This window comes from Brevibacillus laterosporus, from assembly GCF_030489605.1.
In the GTDB taxonomy this organism is placed as follows: Bacteria; Bacillota; Bacilli; order Brevibacillales; family Brevibacillaceae; genus Brevibacillus_B; species Brevibacillus_B laterosporus_E.
Map to the genome: position 1 here is coordinate 166,658 of NZ_JAUKFY010000009.1, position 24,495 is coordinate 191,152.

Below are 24,495 nucleotides of genomic sequence, written 5' to 3' on the forward strand. Positions count from 1 at the left end.
ACTGCTGTCTCATTATTCCGGGGGGTATTTCATGTGCGCAAAACCTTTTTCCGCATTTTTTGGTTCTAACCACAACAAGAAAGCGTTCTCACTTGATGAGCAAGCGCATGCAAAGATTGTATCTCTGAACGTGCCAAAACATTCCGATGTCGTGAAACAATTGGAAATGATTCAACTTTCCGAATCCGATCTTCGAATTGCCCGATGTCTCCAGCCACTCGTTGAACAGCATATCGATGAGATGGTAGATCAATTTTACAAGAATCTGAAGCACGAGCCTTCCTTGATGGTCATCATTGAACGCCACAGCTCCATTGACCGTTTAAAATCAACACTGCGTACTCATATTTTACAACTGTTTAACGGCATTATAGATGAAAACTTCCTACAACAGCGTAAGCGTATTGCAATCGCTCATGTAAAAATTGGTCTGCTGCCAAAGTGGTATTTATGTGCCTTTCAGGATTTGTCAATCTCGTTGTTCAATATGCTAGACATACATATAGACAGTAAATCTGATTACCATAAATCAGTGAAAGCCATTACCAAATTATTAAGTATCGAACAACAAATTGTGCTGGAAGCGTATCAGGATGAAATCAACCGTTTACGTGACTTAGAGGAAGATAAGAAAGTGATTGTCCGAGAAAAAGTCAACCAGTCCGCTCAGGAACTAGCTGCTATCTCCGAGGAAACGAGCGCTTCTGTCGAGGAGCTGAGTGCCCAAGCTGGGGAATTTGTGATTCATGCGAAGCAAGGAACGGCTTCTTCGATTGAAGCACAAAATTTGTCCATAGAGGGTACCACCAAGCTTGACGAACAGGTCAGCCAATTTGATCTGCTTCAGTCTAGTATGAAAGAGATCTCCGTTGAAATGAAAGCTCTAGAAAATACTTCAGAGCAAATTCGGGGCATCGTTAGCGTAGTAACGGGCATCGCCGAACAAACCAATCTCCTTGCCTTAAATGCGGCCATCGAGGCAGCGCGTGCTGGTGAACAAGGGAGAGGCTTTGCTGTGGTTGCAGATGAAGTGCGCAAGCTCGCGGAACAAACGAAAAAGTCGGTCTCTGGTGTAACTCAATTGATTGAGCAAACACATAATCAAACCTCCAGAGTGTCTTCGCTCCTCGACCGTGTAGAAGAATTGATTGTATCCTCTACGTCTTCGATGAGCGAAATAACCTGCTTTTTTGCCAATATCCAAAAAGCTGTCAGTATTAGTAAGGAACGTAGCAACCTGATTGAACAAGAGCTTGTCACCTTTTCGCGCGTCATTGAAGAAATGAATCAAGCTGTTTCTCATGTTGCACATTCAGCAGAGAACTTATCTGAGGTAATGGATACGTTATAGGAACTGTTGCTGGGAATAACCGTACCTCCCATATGTGGGCTGTACGGTTTTCTTTTGTTTTATACGCGCTTCTTTTTCCCTTTTTTATTACTTAGTTTTTTTAGACTGTGATAGAGACTTTTAGAGCTTTTGCTTGATTTTTTATGCAAAGGTTCCTTTGCATATTCTCCTTTTGTTTTTTTACTTGATTTGTTCACCTTTTTTGCTTTTTTCTCTTTTTTATCCAGACTACATTCGGTAGATAATTCTACCTCTTCAACAGGATGATTAAGCACTTCATTTTTAATACCGGTGAAATCCTTGTTTTTGACCTTGCTTAATACCTGATCACGTGCCTCTTGGGACACGTTCAATCCCATGTCAGATATCTCATTTAGCACTGAAGTTATATTTTTACTATTTACTTCAGGTAGCTTTTGCGCCAATCGATATATGTCATGAATGCTCCACTCTCTTCCTGTTCGCTCACTAAGCTTGCTAAGCAAATTGGATACGATATCCGCCATTCCAGTTGTTCGCCTCCTTGTGTGCGTGCCCACTTGCTTTATCGTATGAATAGAGCAAGCAGATGGTGAGTGGGAAAGTTGCGGAAAGATACTTTTGGGTGTTTGGGATCGTTCTCGCCTTGCTGCGAATGAAACACGAAAAAGCGTTTTCCTTCATCCTGAAGGAGAACGCTTTACTTATGTTGCTTGCCTCGCTGTTTGGCTAGTTAAGATTCCCCTTACCTTCTATTCCTAACCGGGCTTCTTCGCCAAGACTCTGTAACACACGAATTAACAGCCTATGCTCTACCTCATGTATCTTTTGCTGCAAGCTTTCTTCGGTGTCTTCCTTATGAACAAAAATAACTTCCTGATCAATGATGGGACCTGTATCCATTCCTTCGTCCACAAAATGAACAGTCGCCCCCATCACTTTTACTCCATATTCCCAGGCTTTTTTAATAGCATCTTTTCCTGGAAATGCCGGTAATAAAGATGGATGTAGATTGATCATTCGCCCTTGGTAGCTGGTAAGCAGGACATTCCCTATCAATCGCATATAGCCAGCTAGTACAATAAAATCAATTTCCTCTTGCTTTAATTGAACCAAAATCTCTTGTTCAAACGCTTCCTTAGACACATAATCTTTGGCTGAAAACAAAAACACAGGGATGCCAAGGCGCTCTGCTCTCTTAATCGCATAGGCTTTAGCTTGATCACAGACTAATAAAGCTACCTCTAAGGAGGGAAGGCGTCCATCTCGAGTTGCTTGCACAATCGCTTCAAAATTAGATCCGCTTCCAGAAGCAAACACCGCTACCCTCATTGGTGCTCCCCTTCCACATACAAAACCCCGCTATCTCCCTGCTGTACCTTCCCGATCAGATACGCTTCCTCTCCAGCATCCCGAAGCATGTTTACTACTTTTTCAGCATTCTCCAGAGCCACTGCAAGCACCATTCCAATTCCCATATTAAAAGTCAGGAACATATCCTGCTGGTTGATATTACCTGTTTTTTCGATCAATTCAAAAATTGGCAATACCGGCCAGCTTCCTAATGCAATGGAGGCTTGCAGTCCGTTTGGCAGCATTCGGGGAATGTTTTCTGTAAATCCACCGCCCGTAATATGAGCCATGCCTTTCACTTCAACCTGTTTTAGCAAGGAGAGGATTGGTTTCACATAAATCTTTGTAGGAGTAAGCAAGACCTCGCCCAAGCTTTTTTCAAAGCCTTCTACTTTGTCGTGCAACGAAAATCCGGCATCCTGAAGCAATACCTTTCGTACTAGGGAAAAGCCATTACTATGAACACCACTCGAAGCAATACCGATTAATATATCCCCTGCTTGAATGTTACTTCCATCAATTATTTTGGATTCCTCAACAACTCCAACAGTAAAGCCCGCAATATCATATTCGCCGTCTGCATACATCCCGGGCATCTCGGCCGTTTCTCCGCCTATGAGCGCACAGCCTGCTTGCTCGCAGCCGTCCGCGATTCCCTTAACAACGGATTCCAGCTTCGTCGGGATTACCCTATCGCATGCAACATAATCTAAGAAATATAAAGGCTCAGCGCCTTGCACCACAACATCATTGACACACATCGCTACCGCATCAATTCCTATTGTATCATGATGATCCATTTGAAAAGCGAGCTTGAGCTTCGTCCCAACACCATCTGTTCCAGATACAAGCACGGGTTGCTTGTACTCTGCTACATTTAGACGAAATAAGGCGCCAAAACCGCCGAGTCCACTCATCACCTCAGGGCGAAACGTGCGTGTAACGTGTTTTTTCATTCGCTCAACCGCTTCATTTCCAGCAGCGATATCAACACCAGCTTCTTTATATGCTTGACTCATCTGTAATCGCTCCCTTTTAGCATTTCGTGATTGGTAAGGCTTCCTCGAAGTTAATCTCTGTCGGGTATCTGCCTGTAAAGCATGCCAAACAATGCCCACGATCCGGTGCGTTATCGGTGTCTACACGCCCGATAGCATCAACCATGCCCCTTGGTGTCATAAAGAGTAAAGAATCCGCTCCAATGTACTGACGAATCTCTTCAACCGATTTATTCGAAGCGATCAGCTCATCAAAGGATGATGTATCAATGCCATAAAAACACGGATTTTTTACTGGCGGAGAACTGATTCGAACATGTACTTCGATAGCTCCCGCGTCTCTTAGCATCTGCACAATGCGACTACTTGTCGTTCCTCGCACAATCGAATCATCTATCATGATCACTCGTTTACCTTCTACAACTTTACGAACCACCGAGAGCTTCATGTGCACGCCACGCTCACGCAGCTCTTGAGAAGGCTGAATAAAGGTGCGACCCACATAACGGTTTTTAATAAACCCGATCTCATAGGGAATGCCTGTCGCTTCAGCAAAACCAATCGCCGCTGAAGTGCTGGAGTCGGGTACCCCGATGACCACATCACCTTCTGCAGGCGCTTCATAAGCTAATTGCTTCCCAAGCCGTTTACGAGCCATGTGTACATTAATCCCATCAATGTCACTATCCGGTCGTGCAAAATAAATATATTCAAAAGTACATAATGTACGATTTATTTTCGGTGCAAATCGCTGTGATTGAATACCATGCTGATCAATAATTAATAACTCGCCTGGCTCAATCTCACGCCAATAGGAGCCTCCTACGATGTCAAAAGCGCAGGTTTCGGAAGCAACTATAATCGCTTCGCCCAATGTTCCAAGCGACAATGGACGTAAGCCATTCGGATCAAGCGCAACAATTAATTGATCCTCGTTCATGACCAACAGCGCATAGGCGCCTTTAATCTCCTGCAAGGCTTCCTTAACTGCGGAAGGTAAGTCCTGCTTTGATGACCGTGCTATAAGATGCGCAATCACTTCTGTATCGCTGGTTGTTTGAAAAATAGAGCCTTTTTTCTCCAGTTCCTTGCGAATAACTCCTGCGTTTACCAAATTTCCATTGTGAGCTACAGCCATGCTGCCCTGTGCATAGTTAAAAAATAAAGGTTGGGCATTTTCAATCCTACTTGAGCCTTGTGTAGTATAACGTGTGTGTCCAATAGCTAAATGCCCATGGAACTTCGCTAATTCGCCTTGCCCAAATGCTTCACTTACTAATCCCATTCCGCGATGCTTATACCATTTTTCTCCGTCAGAGGAACAGATTCCGGCGCTCTCCTGACCTCGGTGTTGAAGAGCATGCAGCCCCAAATACGTAAGCGGGGCTGCCTCCTTGTGATTGTATATTCCAAAAACACCGCACTCTTCATTTAACTTATCCCACATTATTGGATCAAACATGGTATCGCATCCTTCCATGCTGATTTTAGACGAGTAAGTGATGCATTCACGATTTCTTTGCCCTGATGAGTGATAACCAAATGATCTAATCCTGTTGTGCCAAGGACTTGGCAAACCACTCCCTGCTCTGCTGCTAATCGTTTCACCTGATTAACATTGTCCTGAGTCGTGCTTACTAGAATACGTGATTGTGACTCACTGAATAGCGCCAGATCAGCTCGCAAGTCGTCAGTTAGTTCAATGGTTGCTCCAATATCATTTCCGAAGCAGCCCTCTGCAATAGCGACAGCCAAACCGCCCTCTGCCAAATCGTGAGCCGATTGTATATACCCTGCCCGAATCGCAGACAGCACTACTTTTTGAACATTTGCTTCCTTTTCTAAATCAATTTGTGGAGGGCGACCGGAGATTTCGCCTGTCAGTAGCTTTTGATACTCAGAGCCTCCTACTTCTGCGTGAGTTTGACCCAATAATAAAATGACGTCTCCCTCTTGTTTAAAATCCTGCGTTGTAATATGGTCCACGTCTGTAATGAGTCCAACCATTCCGACTACCGGTGTTGGGTAAATGGCCTCGCCACTCCGTTCGTTATAAAGGGAAACATTCCCGCCGATGACAGGGGTGGACAAGGCATTGCAAGCAGCACTCATACCATCCACTGCTTTCTCGAATTGCCAGAACACCTCTGGTTTTTCCGGATTTCCAAAGTTCAGGCAATCTGTGATAGCTAAGGGCTCAGCACCCGAACAAACCACGTTTCGTGCCGATTCGGCAACGGCTATTGCTCCACCCACTTCTGGATCAAGGTAAACATATCGCCCGTTACAATCCGTACTCATAGCCAGAGCCTTACGTGTTCCGCGAATCATCACCACCGCTGCGTCTGAGCCTGGCGTTACAGCAGTTGAAGCGCGAACAATGTGATCATACTGCTCATATACCCATGCTTTATTAGCAATTGTTGGCTGTGCTAGCAATTGAACTAGCGTTTGATTTAGGTCAGCAGGCATTTCAAAGTCTGTGGAATCTATATTCGCATTCTGCTCATAGTAAGCAGGTACCTTTGACGGCTTATGATAGACAGGCGCATCCTCTGCCAGACTATCTACTGGTACATTGGCGACAATTTCGCCATGATGAAGTAAGCGCAGCATGCCATCGTCCGTTACACGTCCGATTTCTGCTGAGTAGAGACCCCATTTCTCAAAAATCGCTGTAACCTCTGACTCTCTTCCCTTTTCTACGACTACCAGCATACGTTCTTGCGATTCGGATAGCATCATTTCATAAGCGCTCATACCTTTTTCACGCTGAGGCACTAAATCTAAATTCATTTCAATACCGTTTCCTGCTTTCGATGCCATTTCCGCGCTTGAAGAAGTAAGTCCCGCTGCTCCCATATCCTGAATGCCTGTCACTGCACCTGTCTCAATTAACTCCAGACAAGCCTCCAATAGCAATTTTTCCATAAACGGATCGCCAACCTGCACAGCAGGACGTTTTTTCTCTGATTCGTCACTCAGTTCCTCTGAAGCAAAAGTAGCACCATGAATGCCATCCCGACCAGTGCTGGCTCCGACATATATTACTGGGTTACCAATTCCTTTCGCTACACCCTTTTGAATCTTGTCATGATCAATTAATCCCACGCACATGGCATTTACAAGCGGATTTCCCTCATAGGTAGGATCAAAGCTGATTTCCCCTCCCACGGTAGGTATCCCAATACAATTACCGTAACCAGCAATTCCAGCTACAACATTTTTAAATAAATAGTTGACCCGAGGTGTTTTTAATTCCCCAAAGCGCAGGGAGTTCAGTAACGCTACCGGACGAGCTCCCATCGAGAACACATCGCGGATAATACCGCCGACACCAGTTGCTGCCCCCTGATAAGGTTCGATAGCTGAAGGATGATTATGGCTTTCGATCTTAAAAACTACAGCTTGATTATCACCGATATCAACAATTCCTGCTCCTTCACCCGGCCCTTGCAAAACACGCGGCCCTTTGGTTGGAAATCGCCGAAGCACCGGTTTGGAGTTTTTATAAGAGCAATGCTCTGACCACATCACGCTGTATAGCCCGATTTCCGTCCAATTTGGCTGTCTGCCCAGCAAGCGGACAACGCTTTGATATTCTTCATCTGTTAAACCCAGTTCACGGTATAGATGTTCTTCTGCAATACGGCTTGCTGATGGTTCCTTATGCGTAAGTTGTGACACCGTTTTTCTCCCTCCAGGCATTCAGAATTGAGGTAAACATGGTACGACCGTCGGCTGATGTCATCCAGCTATGCACAGCACGCTCTGGATGCGGCATCATACCAAGCACATTTCCGCGTTCATTCGTAATTCCTGCGATATCATCCAAGGAGCCATTCGGATTTTCCCCCTCGTAGCGAAAGACAATCTGCCCGTTTTGTTGCATCCTTCTTAATGTTTCCTCTTCGCAGAAATAGTTACCCTCTCCATGCGCAATCGGGATATCAATTCGCTCCCCTTCGGCAAATCCATTGGTAAATGGAGTCTGATTATTTTCAACCCGTAAGGCAGACAGTTTACAGCGATAAGTAAGCGATGTATTCCGTAACATAGCTCCCGGCAACAAGCCTGTTTCTAATAGAATTTGAAAGCCGTTGCAGACTCCCATAATGAATTTACCTTCCTGTGCCGCTCTTGCCACTTGCTCCATCACTGGTGAGAAGCGGGCTACTGCACCACAGCGCAAATAGTCACCGTAGGAAAAGCCTCCTGGTAACAGAATGACATCGTAAGCTGATAAATCTGTCTCGGTGTGCCACACGTAGTCAACAGGCACCTTCATGCAATCTTCTACTGCGTTATACATGTCCACATCTGCATTCGAACCGGGAAATACGATAACAGCTACTCTCATCTTATCCCTCCACCAGTTCTACCAGCTCATAGCGGTATTCTTCAATGACAGTGTTAGCTAGTAGCTTTTCACACATCTCTTTCACTTGCTCCTCGGCAGCTTGTCGATCAATTGTATCTAGCGTCAATTCGATATATTTTCCGATGCGGGCATCCTTTACTTGTTGAAATCCTAAGGTATGAAGGGCTCCTTGTATCGCATGCCCTTGGGGGTCTAGCACGCTTTCACGCAAGGTAACATAGATAACAGCTTTACACATGAACTTCTCCTCCTAATCGTTTCAGCATTTCCTGATACGCCTCTTCAACGCTCCCTAAGTTGCGGCGAAAGCGGTCCTTGTCCAGCTTCTCCAACGTCTCTGCGTCCCAGAAGCGACAAGTATCCGGTGAAATTTCATCCGCTAACAGTACCTCTCCATCTGAGGTTCGGCCGAACTCTAATTTAAAATCAACAACAAGTACGCCTCTTGCCTCCATATATTCCTGTAAAAATTCATTTACTTGCAAAGCCGTTTCTTTTATTACCGCCAGTTCCTGTGCTGTGGCAATTTTTAAAATGGCAATGTGATCATTATTAATGAGCGGATCTCCTAGTTCATCATTTTTGTAATAAAACTCCACTACTGGTTCATCTAATCGTACGCCCTCAGCCCATCCCAAACGTTTAGCCAAGGACCCGGCAGCAATGTTACGCACAACTACTTCTAACGGGATAATGTCGACCTTTTTAACCAATTGCTCCGTTTCAGATAACAGGCGGATAAAATGATTGGCAATGCCTTTTTCAGTCAACGCCTCAAATAAAATCGCGCTAATCTGATTATTCCATCTGCCTTTATTCACTATTGTCCCTTTCTTTTCGCCATTAAAAGCAGTGGCGTCATCCTTGTAAACCACCCAATACACATTTGGATCTGAAGTAAGATAAACCTGCTTCGCTTTTCCTTCATATAGCTGCTCGCGCTTTTCCAAGAAAAATTCTCCTCCCGCTACAAGCTTTATGCGTGTTTTAGTCAACAAATCACTTTCAACTTGATTAAAACATAAACCAAACAGATTATCAACGAATATTATACAGGATATATTCGACAATTGTTCGTATTTTACACTTTACATTTCTTCTTAGATTGCCAAAATGCCATTGTGGTACAATATAGACACGATTTATGTTCGGATTTTCTTTCGAACGCGAAACTGTTTTTTAATGAAAAGAGGCGATGGTACCATGTACCCTTTCCAGGTTCAATTTCCCACTCATATCTATTTCGGAGTTGGTGAGCTTGCACGTATCGGTACAGAAGCGCGTGCATTAGGAACAAAAGCTTTGCTGGTGACAGGCGGACAATCTGCCAAATCAACAGGACTATTAGCAAAGGTAGAACAGCTCCTGCAAGAGGCAAACGTACCGTACCAATTGTTTGATCAAGTAGAACCCAATCCACGCACCTCCACAGTAGACCGCGGAGGACAGCTTGCCCGCGAAACAAACTGCGATTTCGTCATCGCACTTGGTGGCGGATCTGTCATGGATGCGGCAAAAGCTATCGCTGCTGTAGCGCTATCTGGCCGATCCAGCTATGAATACCTGCGTGGCAATCCCCAAAACACAGCAAAAGAACTGGTTCCCGTAACTGAAGCTCTGCCTTTGCTGACCATTCCCACGGTGGCAGCAACAGGTTCTGAAGCTAACAATATCACGGTACTAACTCACTGGGAGACCCATGAAAAAAGCTCCTTTTCAGGTCCGGCCCTATTCCCTAAAGTAGCTATCCTTGATCCATCTCTAACCTGCACAGTCCCAGCTCGAGTTACAGCCGAGTCCTCTGCAGATATCTTTTCGCATTTATTTGAGGAGTATTTGGTTGGCCCTAATGACGCTCATGTACAAGACGGCGTCACAGAAGCATTGATTCGTTTAGTCGTTCAGTTTTCTACAGTTGCTATGGCTGAGCCTGATAACGAAGAAGCTCGCTCCACCTTATTGTGGGCAAGCACACTGGGCATTTCTCCATTTGCCCGAGCAGGTCGAAATGCAGGGTATCCACTACACAAGATCGAACATCCTTTAAGCGGACATTTCGATATGTCGCATGGACGTGGACTTGCTATCCTATCTCTTCCATATTTCGAACAGTTTATAGCGATAGATCGCCCTGAAAGACTCGCACGTTTAGGACGCGAATGCTTCCGGGTAAAAGCTGAATCTGATCGGGACGCAGCCCAGGCTGCCATTCAGGCGATTGCTCATTGGTATCAGCAGATGGGGATTACTCAACGCCTGTCCGACTTTGGTATTTCACGCGACGATTTGCCAGTGTTGGCCCGAGAAGCAATTCGCACTGGTGGAGGAGTTGACCACATTCCAAGTACAAGAGCGTTATCAACCGATGACGTCCTTCGCATCTATGAAGCTTGCTTCTAAGAAAGAGTCGTCTCTGATGATATATTCATGTTGTACATATTATAAAAAGAGGTGTTAAAGCATGGATTCACGCATCAATGAGCTTGCAAACCGATTAATACGTTACTCTCTTGATTTACAAAAAGGGGAAAAGGTGCTAATCGAAAATATTGGACTCCAGCCAGCATTGGTTAAAGCGCTGGTACGTGAAGCTTTTGCAGTAGGAGCCCTTCCAGTAGTTACTGTAAAGGATCAGGAAATTATGCGTTCCTTGATTATGGGCTCAAGCGAAGAGCATATGGCTCTTTTTGCCAAACATGAATTAGCGCGCATGGAAGATATGGATGCGTATATCGGGGTACGTGCTTTTGAAAATGTAAATGAGTACTCTGATATTCCAGAAGAGAAAATGGGGCTTTATTCTCGAATTTATTACAGCACCGTTCATCTGAAGGAACGCGTTCCAAATAAACGCTGGGTTGTACTTCGTTATCCAAACAAAGCCATGGCCCAAGCTGCTAACATGAGCTTGGAAGGCTTTGAAGATTTTTACTTCTCCGTATGTAATCTGGATTATGCGAAAATGTCCAAAGCAATGGATCCATTAGTGGAATTAATGAACAAAACAGACCGTGTACGCATTGTAGGCCCAGACACTGATCTACGATTCTCTATTAAAGGAATCCCAACTATCAAATGCGATGGCAAAGCAAATATTCCAGATGGTGAATGCTATACCTCTCCTGTGCGCAATTCTGTAGAAGGCACTGTCTATTACAATGCAAAAACCAATTATCATAGTACGACCTTTACAGACGTGAAGCTTACGTTTAAAGAAGGCAAAATCGTAGAAGCTGCCAGCAGTAATACAGCATTGCTAAATACAATTTTGGATACAGATGAAGGTGCCCGCTACATTGGGGAGTTTGCAATCGGATTTAACCCTCACATCCTACAGCCGATGGGCGACATCTTATTCGATGAAAAGATCGCGGGAAGCTTCCACTTTACACCTGGTAATGCCTACGATATTGCTGACAACGGTAACCGCTCCTCTATCCACTGGGATTTGGTACAAATCCAACGCCCTGAGTATGGCGGGGGAGAAATCTGGTTTGATGACGTGTTAATTCGTAAGGATGGCATCTTCGTCTTGCCTGAACTACAAGGCTTGAATCCTGAGAATTTAGTGTAAAAGGAACTGAATGTGAGAAAATCGTCTTCCTAAAAAAGAGAAAAGGAAATAGGCTTTTCATGAACTCGAAATGAGCTTCTGAAAAGCCTATTTTTGCTGTTATTGATCTTACAAAGAACGATTACTTACTCTCAATCAATCCCAAACGGGCAAAAATAGTGTCCACATGCTTCAAATGATAACGATAGTCAAAGCATGCCTCCAGCTCTTCTGCGGTCAGCATTTCCTTCACCGTTTCATCCTCACTGATAATCTCTTTAAACGAACGCTGCTCCTCCCAAGCTTGCATCGCACGTGGTTGCACAGTGTCGTAAGCTTTTTCGCGGCTCAAGCCCTTATCAATTAATTTAAGCAATACCTGCTGTGAATAAATTAACCCAAACGTACGATCCATGTTGCGTTTCATATTCTCGGGGAACACCGTTAGGTTCTTCACGATGTTCATAAAGCGACGTAGCATATAGTTAAGCAGTTGTGTTGCATCTGGCAAAATAACACGCTCAACAGAAGAATGAGAGATATCACGCTCATGCCATAGCGGCACATTCTCATACGCAGACAGCATATGCCCACGGATAACGCGAGAAAGTCCAGAGATGTTCTCAGAGCCTATTGGGTTTCGCTTATGTGGCATGGCCGAGGAGCCCTTTTGCCCTTTTGCAAATGCCTCTTCCACTTCACGAATCTCACTCTTTTGCAAGCCCCTGATTTCAGTAGCAAATTTGTCTAAAGAAGTAGCGATCAATGCAAGCGTCGCCATATACTCTGCATGCCGATCACGCTGCAGGGTTTGGGTTGAGATAGAAGCTGCTGTCAGACCAAGCTTCTTACATACATGCTGCTCTACATATGGATCAATGTTCGCATACGTGCCAACTGCCCCTGACATTTTGCCCGCTTCCACTTCCACACGCGCAGCACGGAATCTTGCCAAATTACGCTTCATTTCTTCATACCATAGAGCTATTTTCAGCCCAAAGGTAGTCGGCTCGGCATGAACTCCATGTGTACGCCCCATCATAACTGTATCTTTATGTTCAATAGCTTTCTGTTTTAAAATTTCCAGAAAGTCCACAATATCCTTTTCAATAATTTCGTTAGCTTGGCGAATCAGATAACCAAGCGCCGTATCTACTACGTCGGTAGAGGTTAGGCCATAATGAACCCATTTTTTTTCATCGCCCTCCATCGTTTCTGAAACAGCACGAGTAAAGGCTACGACATCATGGCGTGTCTCTTGTTCGATTTCATAAATACGGTTTACATCAAAACTAGCGTTCTTCCAGAGCTTTTCAACGTCTTCTTTTGGAATAACCCCTAACTCCGCCCATGCTTCACACGCCAAAATCTCAACTTCCAGCCATGCCTTATACTTATTTTCTTCTGTCCAGATGGCGCGCATTTCTGGTCTTGTATAACGTTCAATCATTCGTTCATTCCTCCATTTATGACCATATTCCAAGTTTTTCAGCCTGTTGCAGTGCTACATCTACCGATTCGGCTACAAGATTTATATGACCCATTTTCCGCTTTTCTTTGGCCTCTTGTTTCCCGTACAAATGCAATTTTGCTTTCTTGGGTAGTTGATCTATTATTTTGAGTAAAGGTGCTACATGCTCACCTAAAATATTAACCATAACGACCGGACTAAGCAACTTCGTGGAGCCAAGCGGCAAGTTACTGATTGCTCGAATATGCTGTTCAAATTGCGAGGTCAAACAGGCATCCATTGTATAATGACCTGAATTGTGCGGACGCGGAGCCATCTCGTTTATATAAAGCCCCCCCTCCTTTGTAAGGAACATCTCGACCGCAAGCAACCCAACCATCTCCAGCTTTTCTGCCAACTCGATGGCTATTTGCTCAGCCTGCTGTTGAATTTTTATATCAATCCGAGCCGGGACTATACTTTGATGCAAAATGTTATCTCGGTGAATATTTTCGGCTGGAGGAAAGACTGCTACTTCCCCTGATAAATTACGAGCTACGATCACAGATAACTCCTTCGTAAAAGGGACAAATTTTTCAACGATCAGTTCTGTGTTGGCTTTTGCAAGGCACGCAAAAGCTTCTTCTACTTCTTCCAAAGAGCGTAACACCCACTGCCCTTTACCGTCATAGCCTCCTGAAGCTGTCTTCATAACAGCAGGCAAGCCCAGCTCTGCAACAGCCTCTCTCACGTCCTCTGCTGAAGCGACGGTTCGGAAAGGCGCTACGGGCAGACCATAGCCTTGAATCGTAGTCTTTTCCTTAACGCGGTGTTGAGTAATGCCCAATAGCTTACTTCCCTGAGGCACAAAAGCTTCCTCTTCTAAAATGGCGGCAACACCAGCATCCACGTTCTCAAATTCATAGGTAATCACATCACTTAGCTGGGCTAATTTTCGCGCCGCAAGATGATCATTATATCCTGCGACGATTTGCTGATCGCTTACCTGACCACATGGTGAATCCTCTGTAGGATCCAGCACCACAAACCGATACCCCATCGCCCTTCCAGCGAGTGTAATCATTCTTCCTAGCTGTCCTCCGCCTAACAAGCCAATGGTGCTGCCCGGTTTGATTTGCTTCTGTTTATTCATGAGGCAACTCGCTCGCTTCCATCACCTTTTTTTGGATAGCTTCTCTTCGTTCGGCTAAACGTCGACTTATCTCCTCGTCATTCATCCCGATCATTTGAGCTGCTAACAAACCAGCATTTATAGCCCCGGCCTTACCAATCGCTACGGTAGCAACCGGAACGCCACCCGGCATTTGCACGATCGACAATAAAGAATCTAATCCATTTAAAGCGGCTGATTTCACTGGTACACCGATGACAGGAAGAATGGTCTTTGCCGCTACCATTCCCGGAAGATGAGCAGCTCCACCAGCTCCAGCAATAATTACCTTCAGACCTCTCTCTTTAGCAGTCTCTGCATACGTAAACATCAGATCAGGCGTACGATGAGCAGAAACTACCTGCTTTTCATAGGGGATTTGCATCTCCTCTAGTATGTGGCAAGTTTCCTTCATTGTTTCCCAATCAGAAGTACTTCCCATAATGACTCCAACAATCGGTGTAACCACGCCGCTTCCCCCTCGACCTTTTGTTTTTTATCATTTTACGTATTTAAGATCATTTCACGTTCAGTTTAACAAAAAAATTTATAAAACGTCAACAAAACACGAACATTTTAGTTTTATACCGAAATTTCATTCTTCTTTAGTTTTATTCCTTACATCAAAAAGAAAAAGCCTTCCGATCTGACTCAAATGAAGACAGTTCAAGAAGACTTTTTCATGGTGATAATCTAGTGATATTCCAAAATCAAATATTGTAAATATCAAAGCTAGCAGCTTTTGATAAAACAACCTATTCACGGAACCAAATGAAGTAAACCAGGAAGATGACAAATAGTACATACATCGCCGGGTGGACTTCACGTGCTTGGCCTTTACATGCTTTCGTCACTGGATAGAAAATGAATCCGCAAGCAATACCTGCTGCGATACTAGAAGATAAAGGCATCATCAGCATGGTAAGAAAGGCCGGCAATGCTTCTTCTAGCTTATCCCACTCAATATTGCGTAGGCTACTAGCCATCAGCACACCTACAATAATCAGGGCAGGTGCTGTAACAGCAGGGGTAATAACAGACAGCAATGGAAAGAAGAACAGAGACAGCAGGAACATAAATCCGATGACTACTGCCGTAAAGCCAGTTCTACCTCCTGCGGCAACACCGGCAGTAGATTCAATATAGCTTGTTGTTGTAGAGGTCCCCAGCAACGCACCTGCCATTCCAGCAACAGCATCAGAAGCAAGTGCCGCCCCAGGACGCTCCAGCTTCCCATCCTTCAAAAGCCCTGCCTGATTGCAAACGCCTAGCAATGTACCGGTTGTGTCAAAGAAATCAACAAATAAGAATGTGAACACAACAATGAACATGCCTTGAGAAAAAATAACACTCGGATCTAATAAATATGGCAAGGCAACGCCAAGTGTCGGGGCTAAGCTAGGAGGAGCCGATACCACTTGGGAAGGAAGCTCTACCACTCCAAAAATCATGCCGGCAATCGCTGTGATCAGCATTCCAAGGAATACCCCGGCGTGAATACGTCTTGCCAATAAAACCCCCGTAACCAGTAGTCCAAAGACTGCTAGCAGCGTATTTTTCACTGCTAGAATTTGAGTAGCATCCATTCCTTCTTTAAAGCTCAAATGTCCCATTGTGACTAAGGTAGCTGGTGAATCTATAATAATACCAGCATTTTTTAGCCCCATAAAAGCGATAAACAAGCCAATACCTGCTGTTGTAGCATTCTTAAGGTTCTGCGGAATTGCATCAATAATTTGCGAACGAATACCTGTTAAGGACAGGATGAGAAACAAAGTACAAGAAACAAAAACACCCGCCAAGGCTTGTTGCCAAGGAATTTGCATAGTTAGAACTGCCGTAAAGGCAAAGAACGCATTTAAACCCATACCCGGCGCTTGACCGATCGGCAATTTACCGACTATCCCCATGATAAGTGTACCAATAGCCGCAGCAAGCGCTGTAGCAGTAAACACCGCGTCATGCGGAGGGAATTTTGCTTGTAGCTCCGGCGGCAATCCTGCCCCGCTTAAAATGTTTGGATTTACGGCTAAAATATATGCCATTGCCAAAAAGGTCGTTAAACCAGCAATTATCTCTCGACGATACGTGGTGCCATGTCGATCAAACTCAAAATACTTACGCACCCTTTGTCCCTCCTAATAGTAACCTCTTTAAGTCATATTGCTAAAAAAACAAGTTTCGTTCGAATAATGACGCATAACATTCGGCAATAAATAAAAAACGTGCGATAATTCCTGCTAAACAAGTCGTTATAAGTCGAAAATCCGAACAAAAACTCGAACTTCTGTCTTACAACGAAAGTTTAACAAGAACATCGCACGCTGTCAACACAAAACACGAACGTTCATGTTAATTTAATGTGAATTATACGTACTTACTATTCCCACTCGATAGTTGCAGGTGGTTTAGAAGTAACATCGTACACAATACGGTTTACGTTGTCCACTTCGTTAACAATACGTACAGAAATTTTCTCTAGTACATCCCATGGAATGCGAGCCCAGTCTGCTGTCATACCATCAATAGATGTTACCGCACGAATTCCTACTGTATAAGAGTACGTACGTGCATCACCCATTACCCCTACACTCTTCATGTCAGGCAATGCAGTGAAGTATTGCCAAATCTCACGGTCCAAACCAGCTTTTTGAATTTCTTCACGCAAGATAGCATCAGATTCACGAACAATTTCTAATTTCTCTTCAGTAATTTCGCCTAAAACACGAATACCTAGTCCAGGACCTGGGAAAGGCTGTCTCCATACAATTGCATCAGGAAGGCCTAGCTCTGAACCTAATTTGCGTACTTCATCCTTGAATAGCGTGTCCAAAGGCTCGATTAGCTTAAACTTCATATCCTCTGGCAAACCGCCTACATTGTGGTGAGATTTAATCGTTTGAGCAGTAGCTGTTCCACTCTCAACAATGTCCGTATACAATGTGCCCTGAGCTAAGAAGTCCATATCCGTAAGCTTAGCTGCCTCTTCATCAAATACATAAATGAATTCGTTACCGATGATCTTACGTTTTTGCTCTGGGTCAGTTACACCTTTTAATTTGTTTAAGAAGCGTTCACGAGCATCAATTTTGATTACTTTCATATCAAATTTGCCTACGAACGTATCCATTACGCTTTCCGCTTCACCTTTACGCAACAATCCATGATCAACAAACATGCAAGTTAGCTGATCACCGATCGCACGATGAATAAGAGCCGCAACTACAGAAGAATCTACTCCGCCGCTCAAAGCACACAATACGTTTTTATTTCCAACGGTTTCGCGAATATCTTTGATTTTATCTTCAATAAATGTCGTCATGCTCCAGTCGCCCGTGCACTTACAAATATTGAATAGGAAGTTGCTTACAAATTCATGTCCTTTTACGGTATGACGAACTTCTGGGTGGAATTGTACACCATATAGGTTACGCTCCGGATGACTGATAGCAGCAATCGGGCAAGAGTCGCTCACTGCATCGATCACGAAGCCTTCTGGCAATTCTACTACTTTATCTGTGTGACTCATCCATACAACCTCAGAAGGTTCCCAGTTGCTGTACAGATCATGTTTGTTTTCAAGACGTATTTCTGCTTTTCCGTATTCACGTTTACCGGCACGTTCTACTTTGCCCTTCAATGTTTGGGACATTAATTGCATTCCATAGCAAATACCCAAGATAGGTACACCTAAGTCAAAAATTGCTGGATCAATTTGTGGTGCTCCTTCTTCGTATACACTAGCCGGTCCTCCAGAGAAAATAATCCCTTTTGGGTTAAGCTCCTTAATTTTTTCCACTGGCGTATTGAAAGGCAACAACTCACTGTATACGCCTAAATCACGTACACGTCTTGCGATCAACTGGTTATATTGCCCCCCAAAATCTATTACTACCACTAATTCCAACGGCTTTTCCACGGAAAGATCCTCCCTTAACCTTGTATACTTGTGCACTCAGTAGACATGTCCAAAACGTTCTTGAAGATATTATCTCCCTTTCTCTTTTTTGGTATGAAGAAAAAAATTTCTCCCGTTCCATCAAAAAGACAGGCCACCCACCCGTAGATGAAATCGTCTGACATCTTCTAAGGGCAAATGTCCCTGTCTTTCACGTTGTCATTCAAAAAAGAGGCAGTGCCGTTTCTCCTGCTTACTGCTACCAAAGTATCATATTGTCAAAAATTCTAGCAGATGATGGGGAAATGATCAAGGTTTCATTTGGCGCAATAAACGCTCAATGGTTTGCTGCCACAGTGATCTCGTTTTCCCTTCCATTTCCTTCAAGCCATACAACATTTTTTCATAAACAGTTGTTAAATAAAGTAAATCCTGACGTTCATCTCCACTAATTTGGAGACGATTGACATACTCGCGCAGCGTTTCACCTGAATAACGCGGGGAAACCATTTTTTCAAATATCGTTAGCACTAACGTAAATCTACGTGGAAAATCGTCCTGAGCGTATTGTGTCATTTTCCGCTGCAGCCACCATAAATACATCTTCTGACGCTTTTTCCACAGAATCCATACACCGACTGTTATCAAAATACCAATTCCCCATAGCCAGCCACATGAGAATCCGTCACCTGTTTTTACTGCAAGCTTATCTGCTTCTTCCATTCGATCTAATTGTTTAGGCTTATTCGCTTCTTTTTCCTCTGTGGAAGCAGGAATATTGATCTCATTGGATTCATTAGAAAGGCGATCATAATTTACTTGCAGTGGAGATGTAAAGGAAGCTGTTGCCTCAAACGGTATCCAGCCGCTGCCTGGGAAGTATACCTCGACCCAGGAGTGTGCATCTCTATTTCTCACTTCAATCGTCATATTATTGTTGGCATCACGACTAATCTCCTGACCGGGAGCAAACCCTTTTACCCAACGTGCAGGTATATCAATAGAGCGTAGCATGACCACCATGGAGGTTGAAAAATGATCGCAGTAGCCCTTCATTGTTTCAAATAGAAATTGATCTACAAAGTCTTGGCCTTCCTTAGGCATTGGTACATCTTTCGTTTCATAGCGATATCTGCCTGAAGAGCGTAAATAATTCTCGATTGCTCTCGCTTTATCATATGGATTGTTTGATGCTTCCGTAATTTTTTCAGCTAGCTGCTTGATCCGATCAGGAAGACTGTTAGGCAGTTGCAGGTAACGTTCCTCTATATCTTTCGGATAATTGGTCCCCGCCGCAATGATTTTCTTTTCACTAATCACGGGAATCTCGGCTTGTAGCTGATAATGGTCCATGTACTGCTGAACAGGTGTAGGAATCAAAGTGCTATCGTCTCTTTCAGCAAACAGGCGACTATTTGAATCATTTTGCATAGCTCCATTAAAGGTAAGAATCCCCTGAGAAACCGTATCATAGGTTAATGTTGTATTTTCTGGGTTTACCTCTTCAATGCCTTTAAGCTGTCCTGGATAAAAAATGGCCGGCAGCTGTTCTCCCTCCGCCTGTACAACAGCCATCACCTTTTTGGTTTCCAATCCGGAAAAAAGCGTGTCATTCCAAATATAGTTTTTAGGGTGCACAATGGACTCTAATTGTTTATCGCTTTTTATCCAGCCTTTGCCGGTATATACATCCTTAGCATCCCCGCGCAAGTAATATTTATCATTTGTGGTAACTGTAAATACCTTAGTATCATCCTGCTGAAAGGGACCTCCCAGCGTCTTATCATTGGTGTCATATCCCACTCTGCGGATCATTTCGCTCTGACCAGTTACAGATTTTCCTTGCAGAAAACCGATTGGGTCAGGCCAATTAGGCTCTGCCTTTGGGGATGCGTATCCTACACCTATTGCTAATGAAACTATCATTAATGGAACTACAAGCGTTTTCCAAATTGCAGATTGCGTTCCTCGATAGATAAATCCCTTCTGAATAGCTGATAGATGCAGGGTTGTAATTAGCATAAAACCAATCAGCAACGTCCGCATAATCGCTCCACTACCATTAAAAGGCATAAAGGTATCTAATACAGCAAGGTACGAAATGGTGATAAATACAAACCATAAGCCTTGTCTTTGCTCTAGCACTAGGTAATTAAGCAGGGACACCAATACTAAAATCATGCCCGAAAAAAGCAGATTTCTTGAAATGATACTCATATTTGTCCAATCTTGATTCATTATCTTGGTAAAATCTTCACTTACTGCCTGCAATGTTTGCGAAATCCACTCTGGATTAAAAAATGAAATTTCCACAAAATCGGCATGGAAGATGACAAGAGCACCGATGATTTTAATCAATAAACCCAGCCAGTGACTTCGAAAGGTCATATCTACTAAAATGATTCCTGCAACCAGATAGAGAAAGGTACTGATGCTCCCTGTATCTGAAAGGGAGGGTAGCGGTAACAGCCATTCACGTAGCAGCAAAAACAAAAATAAGGCAGCTAGCCATTCTAGCGCTTTTTTTTGCTTGAAAAAGGATGCTCCTGACATATTAGGCACCCCCTATCTGTTTTAGCTCTTCATATGCATCCACATGAACTGGTGTACACATTACTTTCACAGATCGTAATCGCTTTAATGCTTCGTTTTCCTCCACAGTTGGAATCACATGATCGTGTACCCAGAATAATTGAATGTTACGTCCAGACCTGGCTAAATTGCCCACTTGCAACACGAGGTCTTTTGTCAATGTAGAGGTAATCAGTACTAAGGTATATCCTTTGGAAAATTCCATTGCCTCCCTCCCGATCACTCTCGCAAAGGAATCTTCGCCATCCGAATGAACTCTGGCTAGCTGATCAAATACCCGAAAAAAATGCTGCTGTGAAATAGCCGGCGGTATAACGATTCGCTCTTTTCCTCGTGCTACAAAACCGTACGAATGCATATTAATGCTTGAATAGTAAATAAGACTGGCGGTCAGCTTTACACTGGTTTCAAAAATATGGTGATGAATTTGAGTTGATGCAGGCTTCTGTACGTCTAGAAAGAAAATTAACTCATTCATAGCCTGATGTTCAAATTCCTTCGTTTTAAGCCCGTGACCCCTAGCAGATGCCCTCCAATGAATCTGGCTTAGCCGATCCCCTCTCTGGTACTCTCGAACGCCTCTGACAGCTGCTACATCATCTGAACGCAGGTGTGCTACATGTAAATTGCCACTGATTCTCCCGTCTCCTGCGGACCAATGGCTAATTTGCTTATAGCTAGGATAAGCCAAAAAATCATTAAAAAGCTCTATTTTCTTCTGGCGATGTAAAAAGCCAAAAAAGTCGCCGCCGACCAGAATGCATTCTTTTATTTGATAATGTCCACGCGGGATTGCCGGAATTAAATAATGAATGACCTGTTCTCTTTTGAATCCTGGAAAAATTACTTGTTGATGCGGTTCAAAGTAACCCGATAATTTATCAGGAAGAGGCTCGACAATCAAGTTCCAGCCAAGCGGAAACCAAAATCGTCTGCGGAAGGTTAGTGTAACCATAACATCATCGCCTTCCTTAAGTCTTTGGCGATTCACCTCTCGTGTAACCTCCAAGGTTGCGAACATCAACAAGTAAGTTAATCCTTCATAAATTCCAAGTATACAAGCGCTATAAAATAAGAACCAACTGACAAAACCACCTTGAAATTGTGCATATACATAACAAATCAGCACTAATAGCGCCAATAAGGCTTTGTTATACTTTCTCTGTTTCATTTAGGCACCGTCCTCTCAATGTACAGGGACTCGTGTCTCCTGTAACAACCGGCTGATGAAGCGCTCCGGTGTTTCCCCATCCATTCGTGCCTCTGGCTTCAAAATAAGGCGATGTCTAAAGATAGGAGGTACTAGCTCCTTTACATCGTCTGGGATAACGTAATCACGTCCTTGGATAAAAGCATAAGCTTGGGCAGCGCGACACAGAGCCAATGTACCACGAGGGCTAATTCCTAAGTAGACGCTGGGATGGCTCCTTGTTTTCTGAGAAAGCCTTACCATATACTCTTTCACTGAGTCTGTTACTTTGATTTGCGTAATCATCGCTTGTAATTGAACGATTTCTTGTACACTAATAACAGCCTTCAAGCTTTCTATAGGGTGAACTGCTCCCATGCGAGTTAGAATGGCCATTTCTTCTTTCTCTGTTGGATAGCCAAGCTGCAGTTGTAATAAAAAGCGATCTAGCTGTGCTTCTGGAAGCGGAAATGTTCCTTCGTACTCTAGAGGGTTCTGTGTAGCCATAACAAAAAACGGCTGATTTAACTCATAGGTATTGCCATCAATCGTTACGGAGTGCTCCTCCATCGCCTCTAATAGGGCAGATTGCGTTTTTGGTGAGGTTCGGTTAATTTCATCAGCAAGCACCACATTGGCAAACAGAGGCCCTTTACGGAATTCAAACTCCATTGTTTTTTGATTGTAAATGGATACACCGGTTACATCAGTAGGAAGGAGATCTGGAGTAAATTGAATCCGTTTAAATTCTCCACCAATTGATTTAGCTAACGCACGTACAAACATCGTTTTTCCTACACCAGGTACATCCTCTAGTAAAACATGACCTTTTGCCAATAAAGCAACCAAGCCAAGTTCTATCATTTTTCTTTTACCAATAAGGACTTTTTCAATATTCAGTATTAGATCTTCTATAGAGTGATGGGGACGATCCGTCTGGATCATGCTCATATTTACAACCCCTTTTTGATTACATTGTCATATTTCGATTTATGATTTGGATGTTTCGCGTAATGATTGCGTTCCTTCTACCAAGTTACTGGAAGATATATGGAAGAACAAGTGTTAAGTTTTAGTAAATACTCTTAGAATTATAAACCTCATTAGAATCTATTGCATAAAACATTCGGTTTTTACTTTGTTAATTCCTGCGCCGTGTATCATCTTAAGTTAACCGCAGGAACCTATGACAATAGAGTATCTTTAGCCACGCCTTCTATTATAGAAAAACATAGCTGTGTAGTTCTATTGTTAAAGATCAAAAGTAATGTGACTCACATTCTGATAGTAGAAAAAAGCCTCATCAAAAATGCTGACGAAGCTTTTATATGGTTAGTAATAATTTATAGTTATAGGTAGCTCTTTATATGACGGTTTATAAATGGTTTACGTGACAATAAAATGATATAAACAAAAAAAGCCTGCAATAATTGCGGCTTTCTACTTTAAATGTGTGGTGCGGGTGGAGGGACTTGAACCCCCACGGTCGCCCGCCAGAACCTAAATCTGGTGCGTCTGCCAATTCCGCCACACCCGCATATGAAACTGGTGAGCCATGAAGGACTCGAACCTTCGACCCTCTGATTAAAAGTCAGATGCTCTACCAACTGAGCTAATGGCTCATAATGGCTGGGGTACCAGGATTTGAACCTGGGAATGACGGAGTCAAAGTCCGTTGCCTTACCGCTTGGCTATACCCCACCAAAATGGTGCCGGCGATAGGACTTGAACCCACAACCCCCTGATTACAAGTCAGGTGCTCTACCAATTGAGCTACACCGGCATTATTTACAATGGTGGCTCGGGACGGAATCGAACCGCCGACACGAGGATTTTCAGTCCTCTGCTCTACCGACTGAGCTACCGAGCCTTATTATCTCTATAATAGTAATTCCTATACGCGATATAAATCTTATTCCATCAATTGAATAAATGGCGGAGCTGACGGGACTCGAACCCGCGACCTCCGGTGTGACAGACCGGCGTGAACTCCAACTTCACCACAGCTCCAAGATTTTGGTTGCGGGGACAGGATTTGAACCTGCGACCTTCGGGTTATGAGCCCGACGAGCTACCGAGCTGCTCCACCCCGCGATAATATGAAGAATAAATGGTGGAGGATGACGGGATCGAACCGCCGACCCTCTGCTTGTAAGGCAGATGCTCTCCCAGCTGAGCTAATCCTCCATGTAAATGGTGACCCGTAGGGGATTCGAACCCCTGTATGACAGCGTGAAAGGCTGCTGTGTTAAACCGCTTCACCAACGGGCCAAGGTAATTTTTCTCTTAATGGTGCGGTCGGCGAGACTCGAACTCGCACGGGTCGCCCCGCCACCCCCTCAAGATGGTGTGTCTGCCAATTCCACCACGACCGCAGGAGTTATAAAGAACTGGTAGCGGCGGAGGGGATCGAACCCCCGACCTTTCGGGTATGAACCGAACGCTCTAGCCAGCTGAGCTACACCGCCACGATCTAGAGAAAACAATATGGCGGAGAGTGAGGGATTCGAACCCTCGCTACGCTTACGCATACTAACGGTTTAGCAAACCGTCCCCTTCGGCCTCTTGGGTAACTCTCCT

19 protein-coding genes and 12 tRNA genes are annotated in these 24,495 nt (G+C 44.0%); 3 read left to right on the plus strand and 28 right to left on the minus strand.

Translation table 11 applies throughout. From position 1 onward, the window contains the following. Positions 1–31 precede the first annotated feature (31 nt). The gene (locus QZ995_RS12280) at positions 32–1,351 is read left to right on the plus strand and encodes a globin-coupled sensor protein (RefSeq protein ID WP_301807164.1); all 1,320 of its coding nucleotides are present in this window, start codon (positions 32–34) and stop codon (positions 1,349–1,351) included. Between the two features lie 59 nt (positions 1,352–1,410). On the opposite strand, the gene QZ995_RS12285 is transcribed toward QZ995_RS12280, so the two are convergent. From QZ995_RS12285 to purC, 8 genes are all read right to left on the minus strand, one after another. Further along, a complete protein-coding gene (locus QZ995_RS12285; RefSeq protein WP_301807168.1) occupies positions 1,411–1,857 on the minus strand; it encodes a hypothetical protein in 447 nt (148 codons plus the stop codon). 202 nt (positions 1,858–2,059) lie between these two features. After that, positions 2,060–2,662, minus strand: coding sequence for a phosphoribosylglycinamide formyltransferase (purN, locus tag QZ995_RS12290; protein ID WP_301807170.1), 603 nt, complete (start codon positions 2,660–2,662; stop codon positions 2,060–2,062). Continuing rightward, positions 2,659–3,702, minus strand: a complete 1,044-nt coding sequence (gene purM / locus QZ995_RS12295) for a phosphoribosylformylglycinamidine cyclo-ligase (protein WP_301807171.1) — start codon at positions 3,700–3,702, stop codon at positions 2,659–2,661. Before purM ends, purN begins: the two co-directional genes overlap by 4 nt. 16 nt (positions 3,703–3,718) lie before the next feature. Continuing rightward, a complete protein-coding gene (gene purF, locus QZ995_RS12300; RefSeq protein WP_301807174.1) occupies positions 3,719–5,143 on the minus strand; it encodes an amidophosphoribosyltransferase in 1,425 nt (474 codons plus the stop codon). After that, entirely contained in the window at positions 5,128–7,368 is a 2,241-nt protein-coding gene (gene purL, locus QZ995_RS12305; protein ID WP_301807176.1) for a phosphoribosylformylglycinamidine synthase subunit PurL, read from the minus strand. The genes purF and purL overlap by 16 nt, the downstream gene beginning before the upstream one ends. Continuing rightward, complete coding sequence (purQ, locus tag QZ995_RS12310; protein WP_301807179.1) at positions 7,349–8,041, minus strand: phosphoribosylformylglycinamidine synthase subunit PurQ; 693 nt, start codon at positions 8,039–8,041, stop codon at positions 7,349–7,351. The genes purL and purQ overlap by 20 nt, the downstream gene beginning before the upstream one ends. A gap of 1 nt (position 8,042) precedes the next feature. Continuing rightward, on the minus strand, positions 8,043–8,300 hold the full coding sequence (gene purS, locus QZ995_RS12315; RefSeq protein ID WP_003335700.1) for a phosphoribosylformylglycinamidine synthase subunit PurS: 258 nt from the start codon (positions 8,298–8,300) through the stop codon (positions 8,043–8,045). Continuing rightward, positions 8,293–9,012, minus strand: a complete 720-nt coding sequence (gene purC, locus QZ995_RS12320) for a phosphoribosylaminoimidazolesuccinocarboxamide synthase (protein WP_301807182.1) — start codon at positions 9,010–9,012, stop codon at positions 8,293–8,295. The genes purS and purC overlap by 8 nt, the downstream gene beginning before the upstream one ends. A 253-nt stretch (positions 9,013–9,265) precedes the next feature. On the opposite strand from purC, the gene QZ995_RS12325 reads away from it, so the two are divergent. Both QZ995_RS12325 and QZ995_RS12330 read left to right on the plus strand, forming a co-directional pair. Continuing rightward, positions 9,266–10,462: an iron-containing alcohol dehydrogenase gene (locus QZ995_RS12325; protein ID WP_301807184.1), complete on the plus strand. Its 1,197-nt coding sequence runs from the start codon at positions 9,266–9,268 to the stop codon at positions 10,460–10,462. 61 nt (positions 10,463–10,523) lie between these two features. Continuing rightward, positions 10,524–11,636 (plus strand): aminopeptidase, encoded by a 1,113-nt coding sequence (locus QZ995_RS12330; protein ID WP_301807186.1) that lies wholly within the window; start codon positions 10,524–10,526, stop codon positions 11,634–11,636. Between the two features lie 121 nt (positions 11,637–11,757). On the opposite strand, the gene purB is transcribed toward QZ995_RS12330, so the two are convergent. The 20 genes from purB to QZ995_RS12430 all read right to left on the minus strand — a co-directional run bounded on the left by purB (position 11,758) and on the right by QZ995_RS12430 (position 24,494). Then, the gene (gene purB, locus QZ995_RS12335) at positions 11,758–13,065 is read right to left on the minus strand and encodes an adenylosuccinate lyase (protein WP_301807187.1); all 1,308 of its coding nucleotides are present in this window, start codon (positions 13,063–13,065) and stop codon (positions 11,758–11,760) included. 16 nt (positions 13,066–13,081) lie between these two features. Continuing rightward, on the minus strand, positions 13,082–14,218 hold the full coding sequence (gene purK / locus QZ995_RS12340) for a 5-(carboxyamino)imidazole ribonucleotide synthase (RefSeq protein ID WP_301807190.1): 1,137 nt from the start codon (positions 14,216–14,218) through the stop codon (positions 13,082–13,084). Beyond that, positions 14,211–14,678: a 5-(carboxyamino)imidazole ribonucleotide mutase gene (purE, locus tag QZ995_RS12345; protein WP_301807207.1), complete on the minus strand. Its 468-nt coding sequence runs from the start codon at positions 14,676–14,678 to the stop codon at positions 14,211–14,213. The genes purK and purE overlap by 8 nt, the downstream gene beginning before the upstream one ends. 313 nt (positions 14,679–14,991) lie before the next feature. Continuing rightward, positions 14,992–16,362, minus strand: a complete 1,371-nt coding sequence (locus QZ995_RS12350; RefSeq protein ID WP_301807192.1) for an NCS2 family permease — start codon at positions 16,360–16,362, stop codon at positions 14,992–14,994. Positions 16,363–16,616: 254 nt separating this feature from the next. After that, a complete protein-coding gene (guaA, locus tag QZ995_RS12355) occupies positions 16,617–18,155 on the minus strand; it encodes a glutamine-hydrolyzing GMP synthase (RefSeq protein WP_301807195.1) in 1,539 nt (512 codons plus the stop codon). Between the two features lie 288 nt (positions 18,156–18,443). Further along, on the minus strand, positions 18,444–20,687 hold the full coding sequence (locus QZ995_RS12360) for a transglutaminase TgpA family protein (RefSeq protein WP_301807198.1): 2,244 nt from the start codon (positions 20,685–20,687) through the stop codon (positions 18,444–18,446). A 1-nt stretch (position 20,688) separates the two neighbouring features. Then, on the minus strand, positions 20,689–21,897 hold the full coding sequence (locus tag QZ995_RS12365; protein ID WP_301807201.1) for a DUF58 domain-containing protein: 1,209 nt from the start codon (positions 21,895–21,897) through the stop codon (positions 20,689–20,691). A gap of 15 nt (positions 21,898–21,912) precedes the next feature. After that, positions 21,913–22,866, minus strand: a complete 954-nt coding sequence (locus QZ995_RS12370; protein WP_301807202.1) for an AAA family ATPase — start codon at positions 22,864–22,866, stop codon at positions 21,913–21,915. Between the two features lie 503 nt (positions 22,867–23,369). Next, positions 23,370–23,452 (minus strand) — tRNA-Leu (locus QZ995_RS12375). Between the two features lie 9 nt (positions 23,453–23,461). Beyond that, positions 23,462–23,537 (minus strand) — tRNA-Lys (locus QZ995_RS12380). Between the two features lie 4 nt (positions 23,538–23,541). Next, positions 23,542–23,616, minus strand: a tRNA-Gln gene (locus tag QZ995_RS12385). Between the two features lie 6 nt (positions 23,617–23,622). Then, positions 23,623–23,698, minus strand: a tRNA-Thr gene (locus tag QZ995_RS12390). Positions 23,699–23,709: 11 nt separating this feature from the next. Continuing rightward, positions 23,710–23,785, minus strand: a tRNA-Phe gene (locus tag QZ995_RS12395). Between the two features lie 63 nt (positions 23,786–23,848). After that, positions 23,849–23,925, minus strand: a tRNA-Asp gene (locus QZ995_RS12400). 7 nt (positions 23,926–23,932) lie between these two features. After that, positions 23,933–24,009 (minus strand) — tRNA-Met (locus QZ995_RS12405). Between the two features lie 17 nt (positions 24,010–24,026). After that, positions 24,027–24,102 (minus strand) — tRNA-Val (locus tag QZ995_RS12410). A 7-nt stretch (positions 24,103–24,109) separates the two neighbouring features. Continuing rightward, positions 24,110–24,186: transfer RNA gene (locus QZ995_RS12415), tRNA-Glu, on the minus strand. A gap of 19 nt (positions 24,187–24,205) precedes the next feature. After that, positions 24,206–24,290 (minus strand) — tRNA-Leu (locus tag QZ995_RS12420). Positions 24,291–24,306: 16 nt separating this feature from the next. Further along, positions 24,307–24,383: transfer RNA gene (locus QZ995_RS12425), tRNA-Met, on the minus strand. A gap of 20 nt (positions 24,384–24,403) precedes the next feature. Next, positions 24,404–24,494 (minus strand) — tRNA-Ser (locus QZ995_RS12430). Between the last annotated feature and the right edge of the window lies 1 nt (position 24,495).

Bases quoted from the DNA above. Each gene is read 5' to 3' on its own strand.
- QZ995_RS12280 (WP_301807164.1), top strand. From the start codon at position 32: ATGTGCGCAAAACCTTTTTCCGCATTTTTTGGTTCTAACCACAACAAG.
- QZ995_RS12285 (WP_301807168.1), bottom strand. From the start codon at position 1,857: ATGGCGGATATCGTATCCAATTTGCTTAGCAAGCTTAGTGAGCGAACA.
- purN (WP_301807170.1), bottom strand. From the start codon at position 2,662: ATGAGGGTAGCGGTGTTTGCTTCTGGAAGCGGATCTAATTTTGAAGCG.
- purM (WP_301807171.1), bottom strand. From the start codon at position 3,702: ATGAGTCAAGCATATAAAGAAGCTGGTGTTGATATCGCTGCTGGAAAT.
- purF (WP_301807174.1), bottom strand. From the start codon at position 5,143: ATGTTTGATCCAATAATGTGGGATAAGTTAAATGAAGAGTGCGGTGTT.
- purQ (WP_301807179.1), bottom strand. From the start codon at position 8,041: ATGAGAGTAGCTGTTATCGTATTTCCCGGTTCGAATGCAGATGTGGAC.
- purS (WP_003335700.1), bottom strand. From the start codon at position 8,300: ATGTGTAAAGCTGTTATCTATGTTACCTTGCGTGAAAGCGTGCTAGAC.
- QZ995_RS12325 (WP_301807184.1), top strand. From the start codon at position 9,266: ATGTACCCTTTCCAGGTTCAATTTCCCACTCATATCTATTTCGGAGTT.
- QZ995_RS12330 (WP_301807186.1), top strand. From the start codon at position 10,524: ATGGATTCACGCATCAATGAGCTTGCAAACCGATTAATACGTTACTCT.
- purB (WP_301807187.1), bottom strand. From the start codon at position 13,065: ATGATTGAACGTTATACAAGACCAGAAATGCGCGCCATCTGGACAGAA.
- purK (WP_301807190.1), bottom strand. From the start codon at position 14,218: ATGAATAAACAGAAGCAAATCAAACCGGGCAGCACCATTGGCTTGTTA.
- purE (WP_301807207.1), bottom strand. From the start codon at position 14,678: ATGGGAAGTACTTCTGATTGGGAAACAATGAAGGAAACTTGCCACATA.
- QZ995_RS12360 (WP_301807198.1), bottom strand. From the start codon at position 20,687: ATGTCAGGAGCATCCTTTTTCAAGCAAAAAAAAGCGCTAGAATGGCTA.
- QZ995_RS12365 (WP_301807201.1), bottom strand. From the start codon at position 21,897: ATGAAACAGAGAAAGTATAACAAAGCCTTATTGGCGCTATTAGTGCTG.
- QZ995_RS12370 (WP_301807202.1), bottom strand. From the start codon at position 22,866: ATGAGCATGATCCAGACGGATCGTCCCCATCACTCTATAGAAGATCTA.